Genomic DNA, 20,168 nt, shown 5'->3' with positions numbered 1-20,168 from the left:
GATTTAGGGGGATATCGTGAAAACAAATGTATACAAAAAACGGTGGCTTTGGGTGTTGGCTATCGTGGTTATTGCACTTGCAGGTACTGTAATCGGTATGCTAGTTAGGCAAACTGGGCTTGCAACCTTTACTTCCAATGCTTATGGAGTCTCTTTGAAGTATCCAACGGAATGGGTCGTCGATTCAGCAGATGATGAGAAGGGTCAGGGGGAGGATGGTTTTTTTCAATTATCAGCTATGTCTGGAGAGGGACAATCAATAGATGAAGTAGCTGAAATCATTGCCTCCCATCAGCTGAAGCCTTATGGCTCCAATCCGCAAATCACTGAACTGACATTAGAGGGGTTAAAAGAGGAAGAGAAGGCAAAGTTGATTATGCCTTCTGCTGACCAAGGGGAGGAATGGAATCATCAAGCGGCGCTTATAATTAAATATCCCGAAGCGGTGAAAATAGGAGATGATGTATACTATTATTTTATTTTGCAGGGTGATAAGGAACATGTGGAGGAGATAGGTCAGACCGTAAGATTTACGGGTAAACCGTAAAGTGCTTGCGCACGAAGGTAGTCTACGGTTTTATTTGCAGGGATATCCAAGAAATATTCCGACTGCCATGTTTGCGTTTTTTGAGCTTGGCGACTCGTGGGAATGTCCCAAGGCGGGTAGACTCGAAAAGCTCTTTTTCCACCTTCACCTTTATCAGATAGAATATCTTGTTCTCTTAGGACAGCTTTTGGAAAAATAAATTGGCCAAAGTGATTCCCATTTCGTGTACTTATAACGAAGAGATCAGCAGGATCTGAGATGTCATAGGGTTGGATGGGATGATCTCCAATTCGCTCCCATAGTGTCACAAATTGCCCGACTTTAGTGGGTGTGATTTTAGCCACCCGGAATCTAATGGCCAGCACATTTAAGGTAAAGATATATGCTCCGTATTCCGCATTTTGCGGTTCAAGAATTGGTTCGGAGCAATCAAACCTGCAAGGATTATATACTTCTTCCATGGTAGCAAGTAAGTCACTATGTAGGGTATCTAAAAAGCTCAGCTTCTTATCATTCATCTGTTATTCTCCCATTTGAGTTCGTAATGTTCACTATCTTAATGCAAGTGAACCGAGTTCACAAGTGTAGGAATAATAGAGAAATTGAACTTATGCTTAACTTGGAATCTTCAGAAGTGGTTATGGCGGAAACCTATTCGGGGAGTTGTTTGTTTTACTTACTGACGTTTTGTCATTTGTTGGATTTTTTTTATTGATATGGTTTTCCAAAGCAAAATAGTTTGTGATTTTTGGGGGAGTAGAAATTTTGGATATGATGAACATACTGGTTGAAGAACGCCATTGTCCTTTATGTAAAGAATTGAATCGTTGTGGCGCTGAAAGCGGTGACTGTTGGTGTTTCCATACAGAAATTCCACTCGAATTGCAAGAACAGATCCCGGAAGAACTGAGAGGGAAAGCTTGTATCTGCCAAAAATGCGTAGAAGCATTTAATAAACATTAACGGGGATTTTAATTAACTCTCGACGAAAAACATAATTTCATTGTATATAATTAAAGTGTAATCTAAAAAAATAATGGAGGCGCAGATGAGGAAGCCAATAATTGCAGTAGATATGGATGATACAATTTGCCATCTAGTGAAGCGAGCCATATACCATAATAATAATGATTTTCCCACGCATCTGCTGCGGTATGAGGAAATGCTTGATTGGAATACGGATCATTTACGTCATCCGGATTGTACACAAGATATTTTCTATGGGCGGCCCGGTCTGTATGAAGAGCTTGAACTGTTTGACGAACATGTCGTAGGAGAAATGGAGAAGCTGCATAACGCTTATGATGTAATTATAGTTACGGCAGCCCAACCCCAGTCGGTGGTGGAAAAATGGAACTGGCTGCAGAAGCATATGCCGTTTATTCCGATTGAAAATTTCTTTACCTGTAAGCGGAAAAATCTTATTAACTACGATCTATTGATCGATGACGGGGTGCATAACCTGGTTCCGGCATTGCAGGAGGGAAGAAAAGTGCTTTGTATTCCGCATCCATGGAATTTGCGGGCCCGTGAACAATATGCTTTTCCATTATTGACCTCATGGGAAGGTGCAAAAGAGAAGATAGATCAGATGTTAGGACGTCCAGAGAACGAATGAGACTGTTTTTTTATAGATGATGTACAGAAAAATATCCTCCGCCAAAAAATGAAGGTATCCCATTAGCCATTGTGGCTTTTGAGATACCTTTTTTATGTCTATTGCAGAAGCGCAATTTCATTATTATGCTCTGGATGTAAATATGTTGAATTAGTGACATTTCGATTCTTGGACTCTTTTCTTTGTATATTATTGTATATAAAAGGAGTGGAGATAGTAGTGAGAACAATCGGAATTGATTTAGGAACGACCTATAGTCTTGCTGCTTATTGGGACGGCAGTCAGGCTGTAATTATTCCCAATGTACTCGGGGAGCATGTAACACCCTCGATTGTTAGTGTAGATGCAGGGGGAGAAGTATTAGTTGGAAGAATCGCACAGGAACGACTGATTACACATCCACAGTTAACCGCCTCGACTTTTAAGCGCTTTATGGGATCAGCAAAGAAATACAAACTAGGTACGATGACTTTTACTCCTGAAGAGTTATCTTCTTTTGTTCTGCGGTCACTGAAAGAGGATGCGGAAAATCATCTAGGTGAGTCCGTAACGAAAGCTATAATCAGTGTTCCGGCTTATTTCAATGATGTTCAGCGGAAAGCAACTAAGAAAGCGGCTGAGATGGCTGGTTTACAAGTAGAGCGGCTTATTAGTGAACCTACGGCGGCAGCACTCGCTTATGGCCTGCATCAGAATCAGGAGACTTCATTTCTTGTTTTTGATTTGGGTGGAGGAACCTTTGATGTGTCAATCCTGGAGCTTTTCGAAGGGGTAATGGATGTTAAGTCGATTGCCGGAGATAACTATCTTGGCGGGGAAGATTTCACAGAGATACTAGTGACCTATTTTATCCAAAAGAATAAGCTGGACGCTGAATCGTTAACACCAATAACGAGGTCGATGTTGTATAAGCAGGCTGAGCAGAGTAAACGAATTCTTGGTACAGAGTCTGCTGCGACTATGCGGATAGTTATTAAAGAGGAAGAATACGTGCTGACTATAGAACGCTCAGAGCTTGAGCAATTGGTACAACCATTACTAATACGTCTAAGACAGCCGATAGAAAGAGCATTGCGGGATGCTTCTCTGCAGCCTTCCGATCTGGATGGGATTGTGATGATTGGGGGTGCTACTAAAATGCCTCTGATTAAGCAAATTATCAGCCGTATGTTCGGGAAAATGCCTTATGCGAATATCAGCCCAGATGAGACCGTCGCACTGGGAGCTGCGGTTCAGGTGGCGCTGAAGCAGCGTGATCAAGCGCTGGATGAAATGATTTTGACGGACGTTTGCCCCTATACATTAGGAACCAGTGTTCTGCGAAGAGGTTCAAGCGGACAAACGTCATCTGGACATTACTTTCCGATCATTGAACGTAACACTCCGATTCCTGTTAGCCGGGTAGAACGTCTATATACAGCCGCAGATAATCAAAAGATCATAAGTGTAGATGTGTATCAGGGGGAGAGTCCTCGCGTTGAAAATAATCTTTTTCTGGGAGAAATGGAGTTTCAGATTCCGCAAGCACCTCGGGGAGAAGAAAGTATAGATGTCAGATATACATATGATGTGAATGGGATTCTTGAGGTGGAGGTTACAACCGTTTCAACAGGTCAGAAGCATCAGATGATCATTGAGCAAAATGCTGGTGGAATGACGAAAAAGCAAATTGAAGCTCGTTTACTGGAACTGCGGAGTATCAAAATTCATCCGCGTGAGCGTACCGAGAACAGGCTTCTGCTTGCTAGAGGTGAGCGTTTATATGAAGAGGTGCTTGGGGACCAACGGAAATTTATCGCACAGTGTCTGAAAGTATTCGAAGATGCTTTATATACTCAGAACGAAAAAGTGATTGAAAAAGCGGCACAAGCTTTCAATGAGCAATTGGCGGAAATTGAAGGGTGGTCATACTTCACATGACAATCTGGAGTATGTTGGAGATTGAACCCACAGATGAACTAGCTATCATCAAAAAGGCCTATGCCAAAAAACTGAAATCGCATCACCCCGAAGATGACCCAGAAGGATACCAGCAGCTTAGAGAAGCTTATGATACAGCCGTGAAATGGGCCCGCTCCGGGCAGCGTATAGCAAGCACTGTCCCTTCATTTATAGGTGAGGATAAGAAAGAAATAGCAGAAGCAATATCAAAAGAAATAGAAAAAATGGTGATACAAGCAGAAGCAGAAACAGTAATACGAGTAGATGAAGCTGAGGAGGAAGAAGAACAAGAAGTTGCGGAGGAAGACACCGAGGAAGAAGTAGAAGGGACCACTTCTATACCGCATGAAAACGAGTGGACGATGTTTCGCCCTCTTCCCGTTCAACTTGATGCTGATCTTCAAGAACAGCCAGCAGCTATTTTTGACAGACAAATTAGGGAACTGTATGCGGACTTCTCGCGCCGGATTCAACAAGCTTCGTGGCATTCACTTTTGAATGAAGATTTCATGTGGAGTATAGAGCATCGCGATCGGCTAAGGGATAAGCTTATGTTGTTCCTTGATCAGCATCGGAATTTGCCTCATGCCGTATGGGAGGCGTTGGATTCATTTTTTCATTTTCGTGAGAACAAGGAAATATTTCTTCAACGTTATGATAATAAGTTAGTCGAGTACATACTAGGGCAGGTCGATGGAAGCATGGAGATGCGTTATGAGTGTTTCCTTTTGCAGGAGTCTCTTGAGTTTGACATAGAACACTATCTAAATCTGAGGCAATCCGCTCAATTCATGCTGATGGAGGATAGACATACCGAAGCGGGTCAACTGCTCGACGAAGCAAATAAGCTGTTTCAGTATGATCCTGATCTGCAATTATTGCGAGCTAAGTATTGTCTGAATACTGCTGATTATATGGAAGCGCTGGTGTGTTTGGACCAAGTAACCGCTATGTGGCCTAACGAAAGAGACGGTTACTTATTAAGAGGCCGGCTTCTCTACTATTTGCAGCGTTATGAGGAAGCGATGAAGGATTGTGAATATTTGTTGCAAGAGGATGCTGGAAATAGAGATGTGCAATGTTTAATTCTGGAATGTAAGATTGCATGTTCTCAAATTGAGGAAGCTCTTACACAAACGGAGACTAATGAGCCTAAAAAGGACGAGTTCATTCATTTTCGTTACCTTGCGAATAAGTTCATGTTGAAGAACAAAAAACTGTATCCACAACGTCTTCGTATCTCTTCGCTCGTAACCATTGGAAAGAACATTATAGGGTCTATATTATTCTATCTATTGGTTTTCCTGAAATTAAGCTGGTTCTATATTTTGGTATATACCATATATTATTTTTCAGTTTCTGAGCTTCCCCCACTTGTCAATGCGGTGTTCATTCTTATTTTTCTATGGAAAATCAGGAAGATTTGCAAAACAGCATACCTATTCACGAACTAATATCAGGAGGCTCTATATGCTGAAGGAATACAATGTTAAGCAAAGAAAACGATTGGAAATGTATTTCCGCTGTCTTTCCTCTACCTGCATACGTGGTCTCTTAGGGAGATACTATGTGGTTTATGAGTTTGATTTCAGTAATGTCTTCTTCAAAAGAGGATTAATCAAAAATGCTTGTGAAAGATGGAATATCGAGGATGCTAACTCCTTTCATCGCCAGATTCGCTGGCTTCTAGAAGATGGCAACCGTGCAGAATATAGATCTTTACATGCTCGATTAGCCACACTTTCCGAAACCTCACGCAGTAAATATCTTGAGGCACATAAGGATCATGAGGATTTTGTTAATCTGAAGGTTGTTGCACAAGGTATACATCAGTTGCCTTCTGGTGACATTTCAGCTTTTGGATTAGCTTGGGTAATTTATCTGAGCCGGATTGGTTATGTTGAGGATTATTTGAAGAAGGAAGAAGCCTGGGAATACAAAATAGAAGCCGCAAGGCAGCTACAAGAACGCTATAGCAGTTGGGCGGATTATTATATAGCCTATTCCTTGGGCAGCAAATTTTCATTAGTACAATCCGGCGGATTAGATAATCTATTTGAGACGGGATTGCAGAAGCTCATGCGAAATAGCAGCATTCTATACAGGGAAGCCGTTTGGGGGCAAAATCTGCAGCCGGAAGCCACTTAGTCCGAACTTAGGTAATTAATACCTATTGAATACCTAATGAATCCCTATCCCGTGTTGCTTAAGGACCCAGAGGACGCTATTTGCAAATTTATAGCCCTTTGAGCCGGTTTTCGGACTCCAGTGCAGCTATTCCTTGAGGAAGCGGTCTTTTGTGGTGTTTTTGATGCCAATAGGTGCTATGCGGTCCGTTAGGAATCCAAATGGGGGATAATGCAGCGTATAAGGTCAGCTGTGTCCGATAAGCTGCGTCGTAAGTGCAAATGTGATCCAAGCAAACGAAGTTTAGTAGTTTAGTGTTACAACGCGAGCAAAGGTATCTCCATGTATCAGATCAAAGAGCAAGCTAAAAATAAGATGCAGCAGTAAGACCAAACAGTAAAACCAAACAATAAACAATAAGACCAAACAGTAAACAGTAAGACTAAAACTCAACAGTAAAACCCAACAGTATATCCCAAAACGAGGGAGTTCCAGCTGCTATAACGTAGCTTTTGGAATTCTCTCTTTTTTGTGATGCCGGATTAATCTTGACAGGATCTAATATTTGTATATAATTGGAACAGACCGACGGTCGGTCGATAGAATGGAGGACGTTGCAGATGAGAATTTCCAAAGAAGCGGAAGAACGTAGAAATGAAATATTGGATACAGCAGAAATGCTGTTTTTTACGAAAGGGTATACCAAAACGACAGTGAATGATGTCTTGCAGGCTATAGGTATCGCGAAGGGAACCTTTTACTATTATTTTAAATCGAAGGAAGAGGTCATGGATGCTGTTGTGCTGCGATTTATTGATGCTGGTGTAGCAGCTGCTAAACAAATTGCTGCAGATCCTAAGCTGACCGTTCATGAAAAGCTGCTGCAAATCATTATGGCGCAAAAGCCGGATACGGACAGAAAAAGCCAAATGATTGAGCAGTTCCATCAGCCTGATAATGCACAGCTGCACCAGAAAAGCCTGGTGGAAACCATTTTGCGGCTAACTCCTGTTTTGACGGAGGTCATTGAGCAGGGCATAGAGGAGGGACTGTTTCACAATCCGTATCCCCGGGAGACGATGGAATTTCTATTGATCACCTCTCAATTTCTTTTTGATGAAGGGATATTCAAGTGGCAGCCTGAGGAAATCATCCAGAAGATAAGAGCGTTTATCTATACGATGGAAATTACGCTGGGGGCGGAGAAGGGCAGCTTCGACTATGTGTTTCAAATGTTTGAGTAGGGGAGAGGGAATATTCTGAACAACAAATCCTTCGGAAATTTTATGATCATTTGGATGGGGGAGTGGATATCCAGTATTGGCAGCGGGTTGACGGCTTTCACCTTAGGGGTTTATGTGTTCCAGATGACACAGACTGCCTCTAGCGTGGCACTTTTAACCTTATGTGCTTTTCTCCCTTCCATTGTGCTCAGTCCTTTTGGCGGCGTGTTAGCGGATCGGTTTGATCGGCGATTGATGATGATAGCAGGGGATTTGTTGTCTGCTTTTGGACTTGTATATGTTCTCATCATCATGCTGCTGGGTGAACCTCATTTATGGCAGATTTGTCTGGGCGTGACGTTTAGTTCGATTTTTGTATCCTTGCTTGAACCTGCCTACAAAGCTACCATTACAGATTTATTAACAGAGAAGCAATTTGCTAAGGCCAGTGGTTTAGTTCAGCTTGCTGCGTCCTCAAAATATCTTCTTTCTCCTATCCTTGCCGGGATTTTGCTTAGCTTTATGGATATAAAAACTATCCTGCTTATAGATATCTCAACCTTTCTAGTTACAGTTCTTGCAGTGATGGCTGTTCGCAGGAATCTACAGACTGAACACAGAATTCCAACGAATCAGTCGTTTGTAAAAGATTTGAAGGAGGGCTGGGATGCTCTTATTTACACGAAAGGTGTACTGCAGCTTACGATCATTTTGTCTGTCGTTACTTTTTATGTGGGTTTTCTCCAAACCTTATATACGCCTATGCTTCTACCCTTTACGGATACGAAAACTCTAGGCACGGTATTATCTGTAAGTGCTATAGGGATGTTGCTCGGCAGTCTGATTATTGGAGTTTTTAGCATCGATCGTAAATATATCAAAGTATTAGCGCTCGGCCTAGGATTCGCCGGACTGTTTTTTTCTTTGGTGGGTCTGACCACGAATGTTGCTTTTATTACAGCTGCTGGCTTTTTATTTTTTGCAACGTTGCCTTTTGTTAATACCAGTGCTGACGTTATGATTCGCAACCATATCCCGAATGACACACAGGGGCGGGCATGGGGGATCATTGGCATTTTATCACAACTCGGTTATGTGGCTGCGTATGCTTTTGCTGGCATATTGGCTGATCAAGTGTTTAATCCTCTTTTACGAGAGGGAGGTCTGCTTGCTTCATCAGTAGGTAAGGTGATAGGCACTGGGGAAGGACGGGGAATCGGTTTATTTTTTATCATCTCTGGTTTGCTCATCATTATTATGGCATTTGTGATCCCCCGAATGAAATCAATTCGCTGCCTTGAACGTGAATAATTGAATTCCGTATTAGAGAGGAGAAGGCCTATCAATGCTGCTACGAATTGTAAAAAGAGACCTTCAACGTAATAAAATCATTACCTTCGGATTATTTGTGTTTATCATGTTATCGGCTTTGCTTGTTGCTTCAGCGTCGCAAGTGATTATAGAATTGTCGGGGTCCTTGAATCAGCTATTGATTAAATCTAAAGCCCCTCATTTCGTGCAGATGCACGCAGGACAAATCGACAGCTCAGCAATCGAGAGCTTTACAGCCGCTAATCCACTGGTGAAAGATCAACAAACCGTAGAGATGCTTAACTTGGATGGATCTAACGTTTATCTAGGCAGTAACCAAGGCTCGGAAGCAAACAGCGTGATGGATATCGGCTTTGTAGAGCAGAACCCTTCGTTTGATTTGCTGCTGAATTTAGAGAACAAGGTGATTGAGGTATCGGCAGGAGAAATCGCTGTCCCCATTTATTATATGAAGCAAAAGAATCTGAAAATCGGCGACGTAGTTAGCGTTCTAGGTGAACAGTTCGATAAAAAGTTTGTGATTACTGATTTTGTAAGGGATGTCCAAATGAATCCAGCCATGGTCAGCTCCAAACGTTTTGTCGTAAATGCTGCTGACTTTACAGCGCTTAAACAACAGCTCGGCGAACCTGAATACCTGATTGAATTTCAGCTTACAGATCTATCTAAGCTCAATGATTTCCGCAATGAGTATCAATCCTCAAATCTGCCCAATAAAGGCCCCTCCATTGACTATCCTTTATTTAAAACGCTGAATGCACTGACGGACGGGATTATCGCAGTTGTTATTATTTTGGTAAGTGTTCTGCTGATGCTGATTGCTATTTTATGTCTCAGATTTACGATGATCGCTACCTTGGAAGAGGATTACAGAGAGATAGGTGTCATGAAAGCGATTGGGATCACGCAGCAAGATATTCGCAGCATTTATTTAGCAAAATATATCGTGATGGCAGCCGTCGCCTCTGTATGTGGATATTTACTGTCTTTAGGTGTGGTGCGTTTGTTTACAGCCAATATTACTTTGTATTTGGGCGTTGCTCCTGCCAGTATCCTTCAATATTTTGTTCCTGTCCTGGCGGTAGGTTTGATCTTTGGAGTTGTTGTATTCTTTTGCCGGATGATTCTTAGACGCTTTAATCGCATCACGGTTGTAGAAGCTTTACGGTCAGGTACGAGGGGTGAAGCAAGGATGAACACAAGCAGATTTTCACTTAGCAAGCGTAAATTTGTTAACGTGAATGCTTTTCTCGGGGTAAAAGATGTTTACGGGCGCTTCACCATGTACGGATTATTGTTCTTCGTATTTGTGATCAGTTTGTTTATCGTTCTAGTGCCAGTGAATATATTGAATACCCTTCAGTCTCCCCGGTTTGTTTCTTATATGGGCGTCGGTCAGAGCGATATTCGCATTGATTTGCAGCAATCGAACCAAATAGAGAAGCGTTTTAATGAGATGATAACCAAGCTTGAAAATGACCCGGACATCTCTAAATTTTCTCCACTGATTACTTCTAGATTTAAGGTATTAGGTAGTGATGGTGTATGGGAATCGCTAAATGTTGAAACCGGTGACTTTACTATTTTTCCGCTCTCGTATGTTCATGGAGGAACTCCTAGAAGTGCAAATGAGATCGCTCTTTCTGACTTGAACGCCAAGGAACTGAATAAAAAGGTGGGGGATATCGTTCATTTAGAGGTTGCTGGGGTGGCAAGAAAATTGACCGTTAGCGGGATCTATCAGGATATAACTAATGGTGGCCGAACCGCAAAAGCGCAATTGCCATATGATTCGAAGACGGTTCTCTGGTATGTAGTAGCTTTGGATGTGAACCCGGGAATTTCCGTCCAGGCAAAAATGGATCAGTACACCAAATTATTTTATCCAGCAAAAATCACTCATCTGCAAAGCTATTTAGCTCAGACATTAGGAAATACAATTCGCCAATTGAAGCTGGTTACAGGCTTATCCATCGTTATCGCATTTTCGATTTCGATATTGATTACCTCTTTATTTCTGAAAATGCTGCTTGCCAAGGATTCTTCGCAAACCGCTATTTTGAGAAGTGTTGGCTTTACGTTAGGAGATATTCGTAGGCAGTATCTGGTAAGGATGCTGATAATATCAGGGCTGGGCGTCATTCTTGGTACTTTTGCGGCTAACACTCTCGGGCAAAAAATTGCTCAAATGCTAGGCTCTTTCATGGGGGCTTCTAAGATACAGTTTGTAGTCAATCCGGCGGTAGCCTATCTTATTCTTCCTCTACTTTTCATGCTGATTGTAGCGCTCACCACCGTAACAAGCACGATCTCAATCAGAAAATCCAGTATAGCCAAACTAATTGCCGAATGATAGGAGGTGGCAGAATGTTCATATTAGAGACGAAAGGGTTAAAAAAAAGTTATTCAACAGGGAAAGGAACTCCGCAGTCGATATTAAAGGATGTTCAGCTTCAGGTGTCTCAGGGGGAATTCATAGCTGTCATGGGACCTTCTGGTTCAGGAAAATCAACATTTCTGTATACGATCAGCGGGATGGATAAGTTGACAGAGGGAAGTGTTATTTTTAAAGGGCAGGAGATCAGCGGAGTTTCAGAGAACGAATTAGCCGGTCTGCGCTTAAAGCATATGGGCTTTATTTTTCAGCAAATGCATCTGTTAAAAAACTTGAATATCCGCGACAATATCATCCTGTCTGCTTATCGGGCGAGAACCAGCAGCCGTAGAACTATCAATAAAAGAGCAGCTGAGTTAATGAACAAAACAGGAATATCTGCGCTGGCTGAACGTGATATTACACAGGTGTCAGGAGGACAATTACAAAGAGCAGCAATCTGCAGAGCACTCATTAATCAGCCAGATATATTATTTGGCGATGAGCCAACCGGGGCGCTTAACTCAAAAGCAGCTAGTGAAATCATGGACATATTAGCAGATATTAATCAATCAGGAACAACGCTTATAATCGCCACACATGATGCTAAAGTCGCTGCTCAAGCTGAGCGTGTCTTGTATATGCTAGATGGCAGCATTGCAGCTGAGCAACGGCTTGGAAAATATAATCGCGTAGATGGGGAATTGAAAAGGCGGGAGGAGAAGCTTGCGGCTTGGCTATTAAAGCTGGGATTCTGATTGGGGATCTAGCGCTGTACGAATGTCAAACAACGTTTTGCAGTTTAATATCTGCCCAGCACTAAAACCTATCCTATATGCAATAATAACCACTCAATGCGAAGGCATTAAACAATTAAAAAAACTATTAACGCACCTCGATCATTGCTGATGCTGGTATAAACCGAACAAAAAAGCAGTTGCCCCGGCACATCCGGATAACAGCAATTGCTTTTTTGTTCACTTACTGATTCTTTAGAAAGCTTACGGCACTACGTAGATATTGGGTTTAGACACAGTGGCCATACCGTTGCCTAGGAAAAATCCTGTGTGCGGAGGTTGATTGTAAGCTGTATTCTGCCAGGCAATGCTTAACCGATATACTGGATCATGCATTAAGGTATATATTTTATTAGTGGTGATGTTCGTAGTTGTATAGATTCGTAGAGCCGAGTTATCGGACTTTCTCCAGAGAGCCTCTTCGCGCCAGTCTCCAAGCAGGTCGGCCTGTAGGCTTGGCGTTGCTTTGGTACTATTGTTGGATGCTACGCTCGCTCCGGTTAATAAATTGGTAACGGAGTTGCTTGCAGGGTTCCATTTATCAATCTTGACACCATCCAGCAGTTCGCGGGACAAGTCGCCATCCCACCAGATTCCAAAATTCACAGAAGGCATTGAGCTGCTTATTTTGGTGCCTGTAATGGAGTATAGGCCAACGCCGTGAGCCCATACCTCTTCCCCGGGATAATTGGGATCAATATCGGCAGCCATCCCCCGGCCGGTATCTTTTCCCGTGTATACACCCCATAAGACCGTCCCGTTTGCAGCATCCCATACCGCAGCGCCATAGGGAGAACTAGTATTTTCCATGACTTTAAAAACTTCGAGACCGGGGCGGTTCGGATTTAAATCACCTACATGCAGCGCGTCTCCATGACCCAGCCCTGTATTGTATAAGGTCGCACCGTTATTATCAATGGTTAAGGCACCATAAATGATCTCATCCTTACCATCGTTATCCACATCGGCTACACTTAAGCTATGATTACCTTGACCGGCGGTTCCAGCATTGGTGGAGCTATTGCTATCAAAGGTCCATTTACGGGTTAAAGCACTGCCATTCCAGTCAAAAGCTACAACGACTGTGCGTGTATAATAACCACGTGCCATAAATGATGCTTGGATGTACTCCATCCAGATAGGCTACACCTGCTAAAAAGCGGTCTACTCGATTGCCGTAATTGTCACCCCAACTGGATACGGTTCCTCTGGCAGGAACATAATCAATCGTGGTTAAGGTTTTGCCCGTTTGTCCGGAAAATACACTCAGATATTCAGGCCCGGTCAGGATATATCCACTGGAGTTGCGATAATCTGCACTTGTGTTTCCAAGGGTTACGCCAACTCCGTCAACTGTACCGTCTGCTGTTTTGCAGACTACTTCGGCTTTACCATCACCATTGAAATCATAGACTAGAAATTGAGTATAATGTGCGCCAGCCCGAATATTTTTACCCAGATCAATTCGCCATAGCCGAGTTCCATTCAGCTTATAGGCATCCAGATAGACATTGCCTGTATATCCACTTTGCGAGTTGTCTTTGGAATTGGAAGGATCCCACTTCAACACGATTTCATATTCCCCGTCACCGTCTAAGTCGCCCACGCTGGCATCATTGGCACTATAGGTATAACTTACGCCATCTGGCGTAGTGCCGCCAGCCGGAATTTGAATTGGAACGTCCAAATAATTGTTGGCCCATACATTTGCTGCTGGGGAATCAGATTGCTCAATACCGCCAACGATTGCTCGAACTGTATAGCTAGAAGAAGTTGTGCCGGCGTTATCCTGATAATTCGTGCTGTCCGTGATTGGGGTAACGTTTACTTTTGTGCCATTGCGGTATAAATTAAAAGAAACCGACAGTTCTTCTGTTCCGAGTAGCCGCCAGCTCACAAATACACCACTGGATACCTTCACTGCTACTAGTCCCCGATTTAGCTTTTCCGCTTGCCGGGCAGATGCTGCCGACACAGAGGAAAGAGAGCCAAAAGCTGCCGTCCCTAAGGTAAAGACTAAAAACCAAATGATTACAAGATACCCTGATTGATGTAACCGCTTACTCATTAACGAAGCCTCCTTTTCATTTTTGGTTCACGAGGGTTACACAGGATGTCATAGTGAACAGTACATAATATTTCATAAAGATAAAAATATGTTTTAAATTTACTTGAACCATTTTAAATGAGTACGACTTTACTCACACAGAAAGGAATACATAACATGGAAAATATAAGCTATAATTTAAAATTCGCTACACTTTGTGCCAAATATAATCTGGGTCTGTTGATGAATGAACCTGAACCGATAACAGGCGGACTCTTGCACAGAATGTATCGCCTGCAAACGGATAAAGCGCAATACGCAGTAAAGGCCTTAAATCCTCAAATTATGCAACGAGATACAGCAATGTCCAATTATATTTTTTCTGAAATGGTTGCGAATCTGGCTTATCAAAAGGGAATCCATGCTGTTCCGGCAATTGTATCTAATGGCAGTAGTATGCACGAGGTTGAAGGGCAATTTTATTTATTGTTTCCATGGGTTCAGGGGAAGGCATTACCTTTAGATGAAATAGATTTAGATTGTTGTAAAAAGATTGGGGCAATTCTTGCGCAGCTCCACATCATCGATTTCTCACAGGGAACGGATGATCATCACTTTGAAACGCTTAAAGCGTCTAATACTGCAGTTGCCAATTGGAAAGAGCTTGCTCTCAAAGGAGAGCAGCAGAGTGCAGAATGGTCAAGCTTGCTGGCAGATCACCTGCATAAGATAGAGAATTGGGAGTCATTGATTCATTCATCAGCGAGTCTATTGACGAATCATTATGTTATCAGCCATCGGGATTTAGACCCCAAAAATGTCTTGTGGGATGAGCGGAAAGTTCCAATAATAATCGATTGGGAAGCAGCAGGACCTATTCATCCGACGTTAGAGCTGATAGATGTAGCTTTATATTGGTCAGGTTCTGAATCGGGAGATTTAAGCAAAAAGGCATTCTCAAATTTGATTAACAGCTATCTGGAGCATGGCGGAGAGATTTATGCGGATTGGCAGGTTGTGCTCAACTATGGCTTTTTGGGAAAATTAGAATGGTTAGCTTACAATATCAGACGTTCGCTAGGACTGGAGAGCTCGGATGACGCAGAACGGGAGCTGGGTACTTGTGAGGTAATCCGTACGATTAATGCATTACAGAACTACGCAGATTTTATTCCACAATGTTTATTATGGTTGGGAGATTTAGAGGAAGGTAGTGCCTAATCTATTAAAGGAGAACTTATTTATGAATGTTATTAACGCTACGAAGGAAGATATAAATGGATGAGTGTGCTCCGATGGACCGGAAGGGGGTTCACGCCAAAAGTTTAAACTGACTGTACGTTAAAAAGGAGGACTTATGAAGAAGTTTATAGTTATATCTGGCGTCTCGCTATTTTTGTTGGCGATTTCTTTTAACCCATTGTTCAACTATATACGTGAGTACATAATCTCTGATCAAATTAATCAGCGTTATGAGATAAAGCATGCTGAAAAAGAAAATAACCCAATAAACGTACAAGAGATAACGGTTGATGATAAGAATATTAAAATCAGGGAAGAAAAAACAGGCAGGAAAGCAGATTTGACCCCATGGGATGAAGAGGAGAAGGTCCCGCCTGGTGATATTGTCAAAGTTCAGTTCTTATTAAATGATCAAAAAATCTCCACCCCTGATGAATTATGGCTACCCAATCGGGACAGAGGCAGCAGGTATTTTTCGTGGATAGATATTCTCACAGTAAAGGACCGAAAGACTGGTGAGAATCAAATAAATATAGTCCAAAGACTGACCGACGATAGTCAACCCATGGAAACAAGAAAATGGAAAATCATCACGATTGCACAAGACGGAGAAGTAGACGAAGAGGTTCTCAGCTATGCGCAAAGAAGCAACAATCATTTAGGCGTCAAGCTAATCGAGTTCTCCGGTACCTCCCTTATGGGTATGGGCTATTATTCAGATGTTACTAAGGCCTATCCTAGTATTTTCTTCCCACTCCTATTTCCGTTTCTAACTGGAATAGCGGGTCTCCTGTTATTGATTTTTCTGATTGTTCTTTTACTGTTTGAGCTTCATCTTAGACGCGTTATTAGAAAAAGAGGGCGATAAAGAACACAGGATACGTTCTGGAATTACTTGTAGTTTCGAATTACCTTTAATTTAGTGATAGTTGATAAGGCAAACAGCAGCAGTAAGACTCCGATTGAACCCATGACAGGACCAGGGCTGAAGAGATCAGACAAGGATGAGACAGCAGTAAGACCAATGGATGGGGCTACACTCATGATAGAACCTAATACACCGAACACCCTACCCTGGATGTCTTCTGAAACTTCCAGCCTAAGGATTGTATTAATCAGCAAAGTGCAGAATGAGAACATGAAGCCAATCACAAGAATGATAGGAATGGCAATCGCAGCGGAAGTGACGAATGATAACAGGAGGTACAGGGGACCGAGACATAGCAGTCCAGTCATAATAAGGAAACCTCTGTTTTTCAATTTGGAGCCAAGCAGTAAGATCAGACCGGATCCGATCATATAACCAAGTGGAATACAGGCTTCAATAAGTCCAAACTGAAAGGGAGTGGAATCCCATACGTTGACGGCCATAACCTGGGTTAACATCAGAGAGGGGACAAAAAATAAGGTTAAGGTAGGAAGCATAATCATAACGGCGCGTGCAAAAGGGTACCTCCAAATATAGCGAATTCCATCGATCAAATCCTGTGTGAATTTCCGTTCTTTCTTGGGCACGTTATTTAATTGAGTTGGCAAAGGAAGGGAACGGACCGCTAACACGAGCAGAAAGGAGAGGAAGAATGTAGCTCCATCAAATAAAATAGCGTCGGCTGCTCCAAAACTCGCTACGAAAATCCCACCGGCGGAATAACCAATAGTCCGGCAGATGTTTTCAGACAAGTTCAACAGTCCTACCGCTTTTTGTAGATGTTCTTTACCAACAACAGTAGTGATAGAAGCTTGGTATGCCGGGGACTGGAATAAAGCTGAAATGGTCGTAAGACCCGTCAGTATGGCGACGATAATGAACGAAGTAGAGGGCAGGGAAATGGCTAAAGCTAGCGTCACTACGAGTCCGCAACTTATCAGATCTGTGATCAGCATGAGGGTTCGACGATTGACCCTATCCGCAAAAGTTCCCCCTATCGATCCGAGCAAAGAACTAAGCAATAAATTGATTATCGTGATGATGGCAATCATTTTGGCGCTGCCGGTCGTTTGCAGTACCCATAAACTTAAAGCAATACTATGAAAAGTGTTACCGAATAAGGAAATGGAGTACGAACTGAGTAGCAGCAGGAATCTCCGATTTCCCCAAAGAGAGGGATGAGCTTGAACAGCAGAGGGAACTTGTTTCACTAATACAGGACCAGGCATAGTTATGCTCCTTTCAACTTAAACGCTTAAGTGAATAGCCAAAAAAATTATTCTACAAAATAACAATTATTTTCTTGTGCGGAGTAGTCAGAATGATGCAATAATTTGTCCATGAGTTCAAATGCAGTAGCCGCTTTATCCCCTGTGAAAATGAATTTATGAACGTCATCGCCTAATATTTCCGGACAATTGCAGGTGCAAAGAACAGAGAGTTGTTCGAACCTCACGTTTTTTTCAACGTAACTTCCAATAAACTCATTAATGACAATGGCCTCTTTATAGCCCCCCTCCTGTAAGAATGTATTTAATTCCTCCAAATTGACAACGGTGAATATCGCTTCTTGAGGTAATGGAAGACTGTCCTGAATAAAGCGGGTGAGGAAAGAGTTATTGAAGCTCTCCATAATTAAACATACCTGTGAAAGGTCCTGTGGTTTTACCTTGTGCAGAGCTGCTCGATAGTTGAAAAGGACCTGCTTAAAGAGTTTATCTTCAATCATGCTGTCGATAAGAATCAAAGGAATTCCTTCTACAAAATGCTTGGAGATCGAATAAAAGGCTTCCTCGCGCACATCGATCAGAAATACAGCCTCCAGCTTTCTTTCTACGATAATATCCAAAGAAGGCTGGTCAACATCAAGTGAATATAGCAGCGTATGGTAACCAGCATTTGTTAACCGTTGTTCCAAGGCATGTATAAATGAGAACTGGGCATGGAGCTTCCAGTGTGGGGTATGGGCTGCTGTGTTAACAAGCACACCGACCAATCCTGTTTTCTGATTCGCAAGTGAACGTGCTGCCAGATTCGGTATGTAATGCAGTTCCTCGGCAAGCTGAAGAATCTGCTGGCGCGTTTTCTCAGGAATGGTTTGGTTGCCGACACGATTCAGAACATAGCTCACTGTTGCGACGGAGACATTGGCACGAAGTGCGATGTCCTTCATGGTTGTCTTTTTCACCAGTAAATAGCTCCCTTATCCTTGTGATATTTTCTAAAGATTAACATTCTGATTCTAAAGCGTCAATGGGGGGTGAGAGAGCAGTCAGATGACCCTGTTAAGTAGCTAGAAATGGAAGAATGTAGCCCTTGAGATTCAACTCTGGGAAGATCTGCTTGATAATCGTCTTAAGCTAAATTATACGAAACAAGCTTTATGCAAAAGCTGAAAAAATGCTTATTAACCCAATGGTCATCCTTCCGCTGTATTATTTTTATGCTGGAGTTTTGCATAATCCTAGCATTAAAAAAGTAAGTGTAGAGTATGATGGTTCCATATCTTTTTCAAGAGAATATCTAATCTAAAGATTTATAGTAATAAAGACTATGAGGATACTTCCGCAGTTGTTGGGAGTGTCCTTTTTGTGTGGAATTAATCACCTTTGTGACCTTTCTTAAAATTTGGGTAAATAAGTATTAAGATCTATGAACTTAAAACGGGCAGCGAGATGAGGTGTTACTTATGGATACGATTCCGGATGGAGATTAGTGATCTTTGTGAAACCGCTTCAGATAACGACACAATATTGTGAAAATTTTCACCTGTTTATTAAAAATTTTAATATATAATTAATTTATAATCAAAAACAAGGGGGATTTCAAATGAAGTTATTTAAAATGATGTTAGTAGCAGGCGTCTCGGTTGCAGTCTTGTCTGGTTGTGGTGCGAATAATAATAATGCGACTAATTCGGCGGCTACTACGGCTCCAACTACAGAGCAAACGGATGCAGTTACTACAGCTTCAATCGTAAATCAAGCAGATGCGTTTACCAAGGCTGTAAGTAAAGATGGAAATTGGATTATTGCCATTCTAAATGATGTGACGATTGCCCAAGATGTTGTTGTTGAAGGCGAATTCCATGATAAAGGGGCCGCAGACGGCGACATCTACCGTAAGATTGCTCTTTATGCCCAAGACGCTGATCACAAAGTTACTGCCAATTACACACTCACTGTACCTAAGTTAACTGTACAAAGTGAAAATTTACGGGTTCAAGGCGGAACCATTAAAGGTGATGTTTATGTAGAAGCGAACGGATTTAATCTGCATGAAACCTCGACTATTGATGGCAATCTTTACTTCGCAAACGAAGATGTGAAAGCAACTGCAGGGATTGAAGGTAAAGTAACTGGGGCAACTGAAGTTAAATAAGTTAGTGATGATTTCGATTTCGATTAGGTAGATGTAGAAGTTGAAGGACTAAATAGATAGAATTATCCGGATAGGTTCAGGAAAATGGAATCAGTATGAATGGGCAAACTCATAATGGACTACACCCCATCTAATTACCATATGAGAGCCGACGGAAGCTGTGAAGTAACAAGTAATGGAGTATTGAAGTGTACAGTAGATGGTTTTAACTGTATTTTGTACAACTAAAATGCTCAAAATGCTCGGCCAATAAAAATAGCTGTATTTAGTACATCTATTTTCTTGATTTAATACTCTACAGGCTATTTCTTAAGTTTTTAATTGTATAGAATACACTTAAAGTTAGAATTAGCCCTTGTGGATATGGAATAAGTGTATAGAATGCAGTTATCTTACAAATTTCAACAAGATAGTGCGTTACAACGGAGTGGGTATCCGAAAGCTACGAATGATTAAGCTTAGCTCGTAACCTACTCAAGCAAACCACCGCAGACCCAAAACACCAGGCAGTGAACCTCCAACGGAGAATCGCTGCCTGGTTGTTTTTTTGTGGATGAATATATGAACTATTGTTGATTTTCTTCATATTGACTTATAATATTACTACCACT

The 20,168-nt window shown here is 42.0% G+C and carries 16 protein-coding genes and 1 pseudogene; 13 read left to right on the top strand and 4 right to left on the bottom strand.

Annotated elements, in window-relative coordinates; all coding sequences use genetic code 11:
• Positions 1-16: 16 nt before the first annotated feature.
• Entirely contained in the window at positions 17-547 is a 531-nt protein-coding gene (locus MHI51_RS20220) for a hypothetical protein (RefSeq protein WP_076276090.1), read from the top strand.
• Here the strand turns inward: MHI51_RS20220 and MHI51_RS20215 are convergent.
• Positions 517-1,065 (bottom strand): MepB family protein, encoded by a 549-nt coding sequence (locus MHI51_RS20215; RefSeq protein ID WP_076276091.1) that lies wholly within the window; start codon positions 1,063-1,065, stop codon positions 517-519. The genes MHI51_RS20220 and MHI51_RS20215 overlap by 31 nt on opposite strands.
• A 253-nt stretch (positions 1,066-1,318) precedes the next feature.
• Between MHI51_RS20215 and MHI51_RS20210 the strand changes: the two genes are divergently transcribed.
• The 9 genes from MHI51_RS20210 (at position 1,319) to MHI51_RS20170 (ending at position 11,920) form a co-directional block, all read left to right on the top strand.
• On the top strand, positions 1,319-1,510 hold the full coding sequence (locus MHI51_RS20210) for a cysteine-rich CWC family protein (protein WP_076141099.1): 192 nt from the start codon (positions 1,319-1,321) through the stop codon (positions 1,508-1,510).
• Between the two features lie 85 nt (positions 1,511-1,595).
• Positions 1,596-2,165, top strand: coding sequence for a 5' nucleotidase, NT5C type (locus MHI51_RS20205; protein WP_076276092.1), 570 nt, complete (start codon positions 1,596-1,598; stop codon positions 2,163-2,165).
• Between the two features lie 219 nt (positions 2,166-2,384).
• Positions 2,385-4,085: a molecular chaperone HscC gene (locus MHI51_RS20200; protein WP_405173220.1), complete on the top strand. Its 1,701-nt coding sequence runs from the start codon at positions 2,385-2,387 to the stop codon at positions 4,083-4,085.
• Positions 4,082-5,560 carry a hypothetical protein gene (locus MHI51_RS20195; protein WP_405173219.1) on the top strand — a complete coding sequence of 493 codons (1,479 nt, stop codon included), beginning with the start codon at positions 4,082-4,084 and terminating at the stop codon, positions 5,558-5,560. The genes MHI51_RS20200 and MHI51_RS20195 overlap by 4 nt, the downstream gene beginning before the upstream one ends.
• Before the next feature lie 16 nt (positions 5,561-5,576).
• Positions 5,577-6,254: a DUF1266 domain-containing protein gene (locus MHI51_RS20190; RefSeq protein ID WP_051491590.1), complete on the top strand. Its 678-nt coding sequence runs from the start codon at positions 5,577-5,579 to the stop codon at positions 6,252-6,254.
• Between the two features lie 599 nt (positions 6,255-6,853).
• Positions 6,854-7,477 carry a TetR/AcrR family transcriptional regulator gene (locus MHI51_RS20185; protein WP_342409967.1) on the top strand — a complete coding sequence of 208 codons (624 nt, stop codon included), beginning with the start codon at positions 6,854-6,856 and terminating at the stop codon, positions 7,475-7,477.
• Positions 7,478-7,519: 42 nt separating this feature from the next.
• Positions 7,520-8,767, top strand: coding sequence for an MFS transporter (locus MHI51_RS20180; RefSeq protein ID WP_341003179.1), 1,248 nt, complete (start codon positions 7,520-7,522; stop codon positions 8,765-8,767).
• Between the two features lie 34 nt (positions 8,768-8,801).
• On the top strand, positions 8,802-11,141 hold the full coding sequence (locus MHI51_RS20175) for an ABC transporter permease (protein ID WP_405173218.1): 2,340 nt from the start codon (positions 8,802-8,804) through the stop codon (positions 11,139-11,141).
• A 14-nt stretch (positions 11,142-11,155) separates the two neighbouring features.
• Entirely contained in the window at positions 11,156-11,920 is a 765-nt protein-coding gene (locus MHI51_RS20170) for an ABC transporter ATP-binding protein (RefSeq protein ID WP_405173217.1), read from the top strand.
• A 243-nt stretch (positions 11,921-12,163) separates the two neighbouring features.
• Here the strand turns inward: MHI51_RS20170 and MHI51_RS20165 are convergent.
• Positions 12,164-14,027 (bottom strand): annotated as a pseudogene (locus tag MHI51_RS20165) (rhamnogalacturonan lyase).
• A 156-nt stretch (positions 14,028-14,183) separates the two neighbouring features.
• On the opposite strand from MHI51_RS20165, the gene MHI51_RS20160 reads away from it, so the two are divergent.
• A complete protein-coding gene (locus MHI51_RS20160; protein ID WP_342409963.1) occupies positions 14,184-15,227 on the top strand; it encodes a phosphotransferase in 1,044 nt (347 codons plus the stop codon).
• A 136-nt stretch (positions 15,228-15,363) separates the two neighbouring features.
• Positions 15,364-16,116: a hypothetical protein gene (locus tag MHI51_RS20155; protein WP_405173216.1), complete on the top strand. Its 753-nt coding sequence runs from the start codon at positions 15,364-15,366 to the stop codon at positions 16,114-16,116.
• A 23-nt stretch (positions 16,117-16,139) separates the two neighbouring features.
• On the opposite strand, the gene MHI51_RS20150 is transcribed toward MHI51_RS20155, so the two are convergent.
• Positions 16,140-17,405, bottom strand: a complete 1,266-nt coding sequence (locus MHI51_RS20150) for an MFS transporter (RefSeq protein WP_076218184.1) — start codon at positions 17,403-17,405, stop codon at positions 16,140-16,142.
• A gap of 47 nt (positions 17,406-17,452) precedes the next feature.
• Complete coding sequence (locus MHI51_RS20145; RefSeq protein WP_076218183.1) at positions 17,453-18,364, bottom strand: LacI family DNA-binding transcriptional regulator; 912 nt, start codon at positions 18,362-18,364, stop codon at positions 17,453-17,455.
• 641 nt (positions 18,365-19,005) lie between these two features.
• Here MHI51_RS20145 and MHI51_RS20140 point away from each other — a divergent pair.
• Positions 19,006-19,557: a polymer-forming cytoskeletal protein gene (locus MHI51_RS20140; RefSeq protein WP_076183054.1), complete on the top strand. Its 552-nt coding sequence runs from the start codon at positions 19,006-19,008 to the stop codon at positions 19,555-19,557.
• Positions 19,558-20,168 lie beyond the last annotated feature (611 nt).

Source organism: Paenibacillus sp. FSL H8-0260, assembly GCF_045040625.1.
GTDB classification, from domain to species: Bacteria; Bacillota; Bacilli; order Paenibacillales; family Paenibacillaceae; genus Paenibacillus_AQ; species Paenibacillus_AQ odorifer.
Note: the sequence above shows the minus strand (reverse complement) of the source record. Positions and strands in the feature narration are given on the sequence as shown.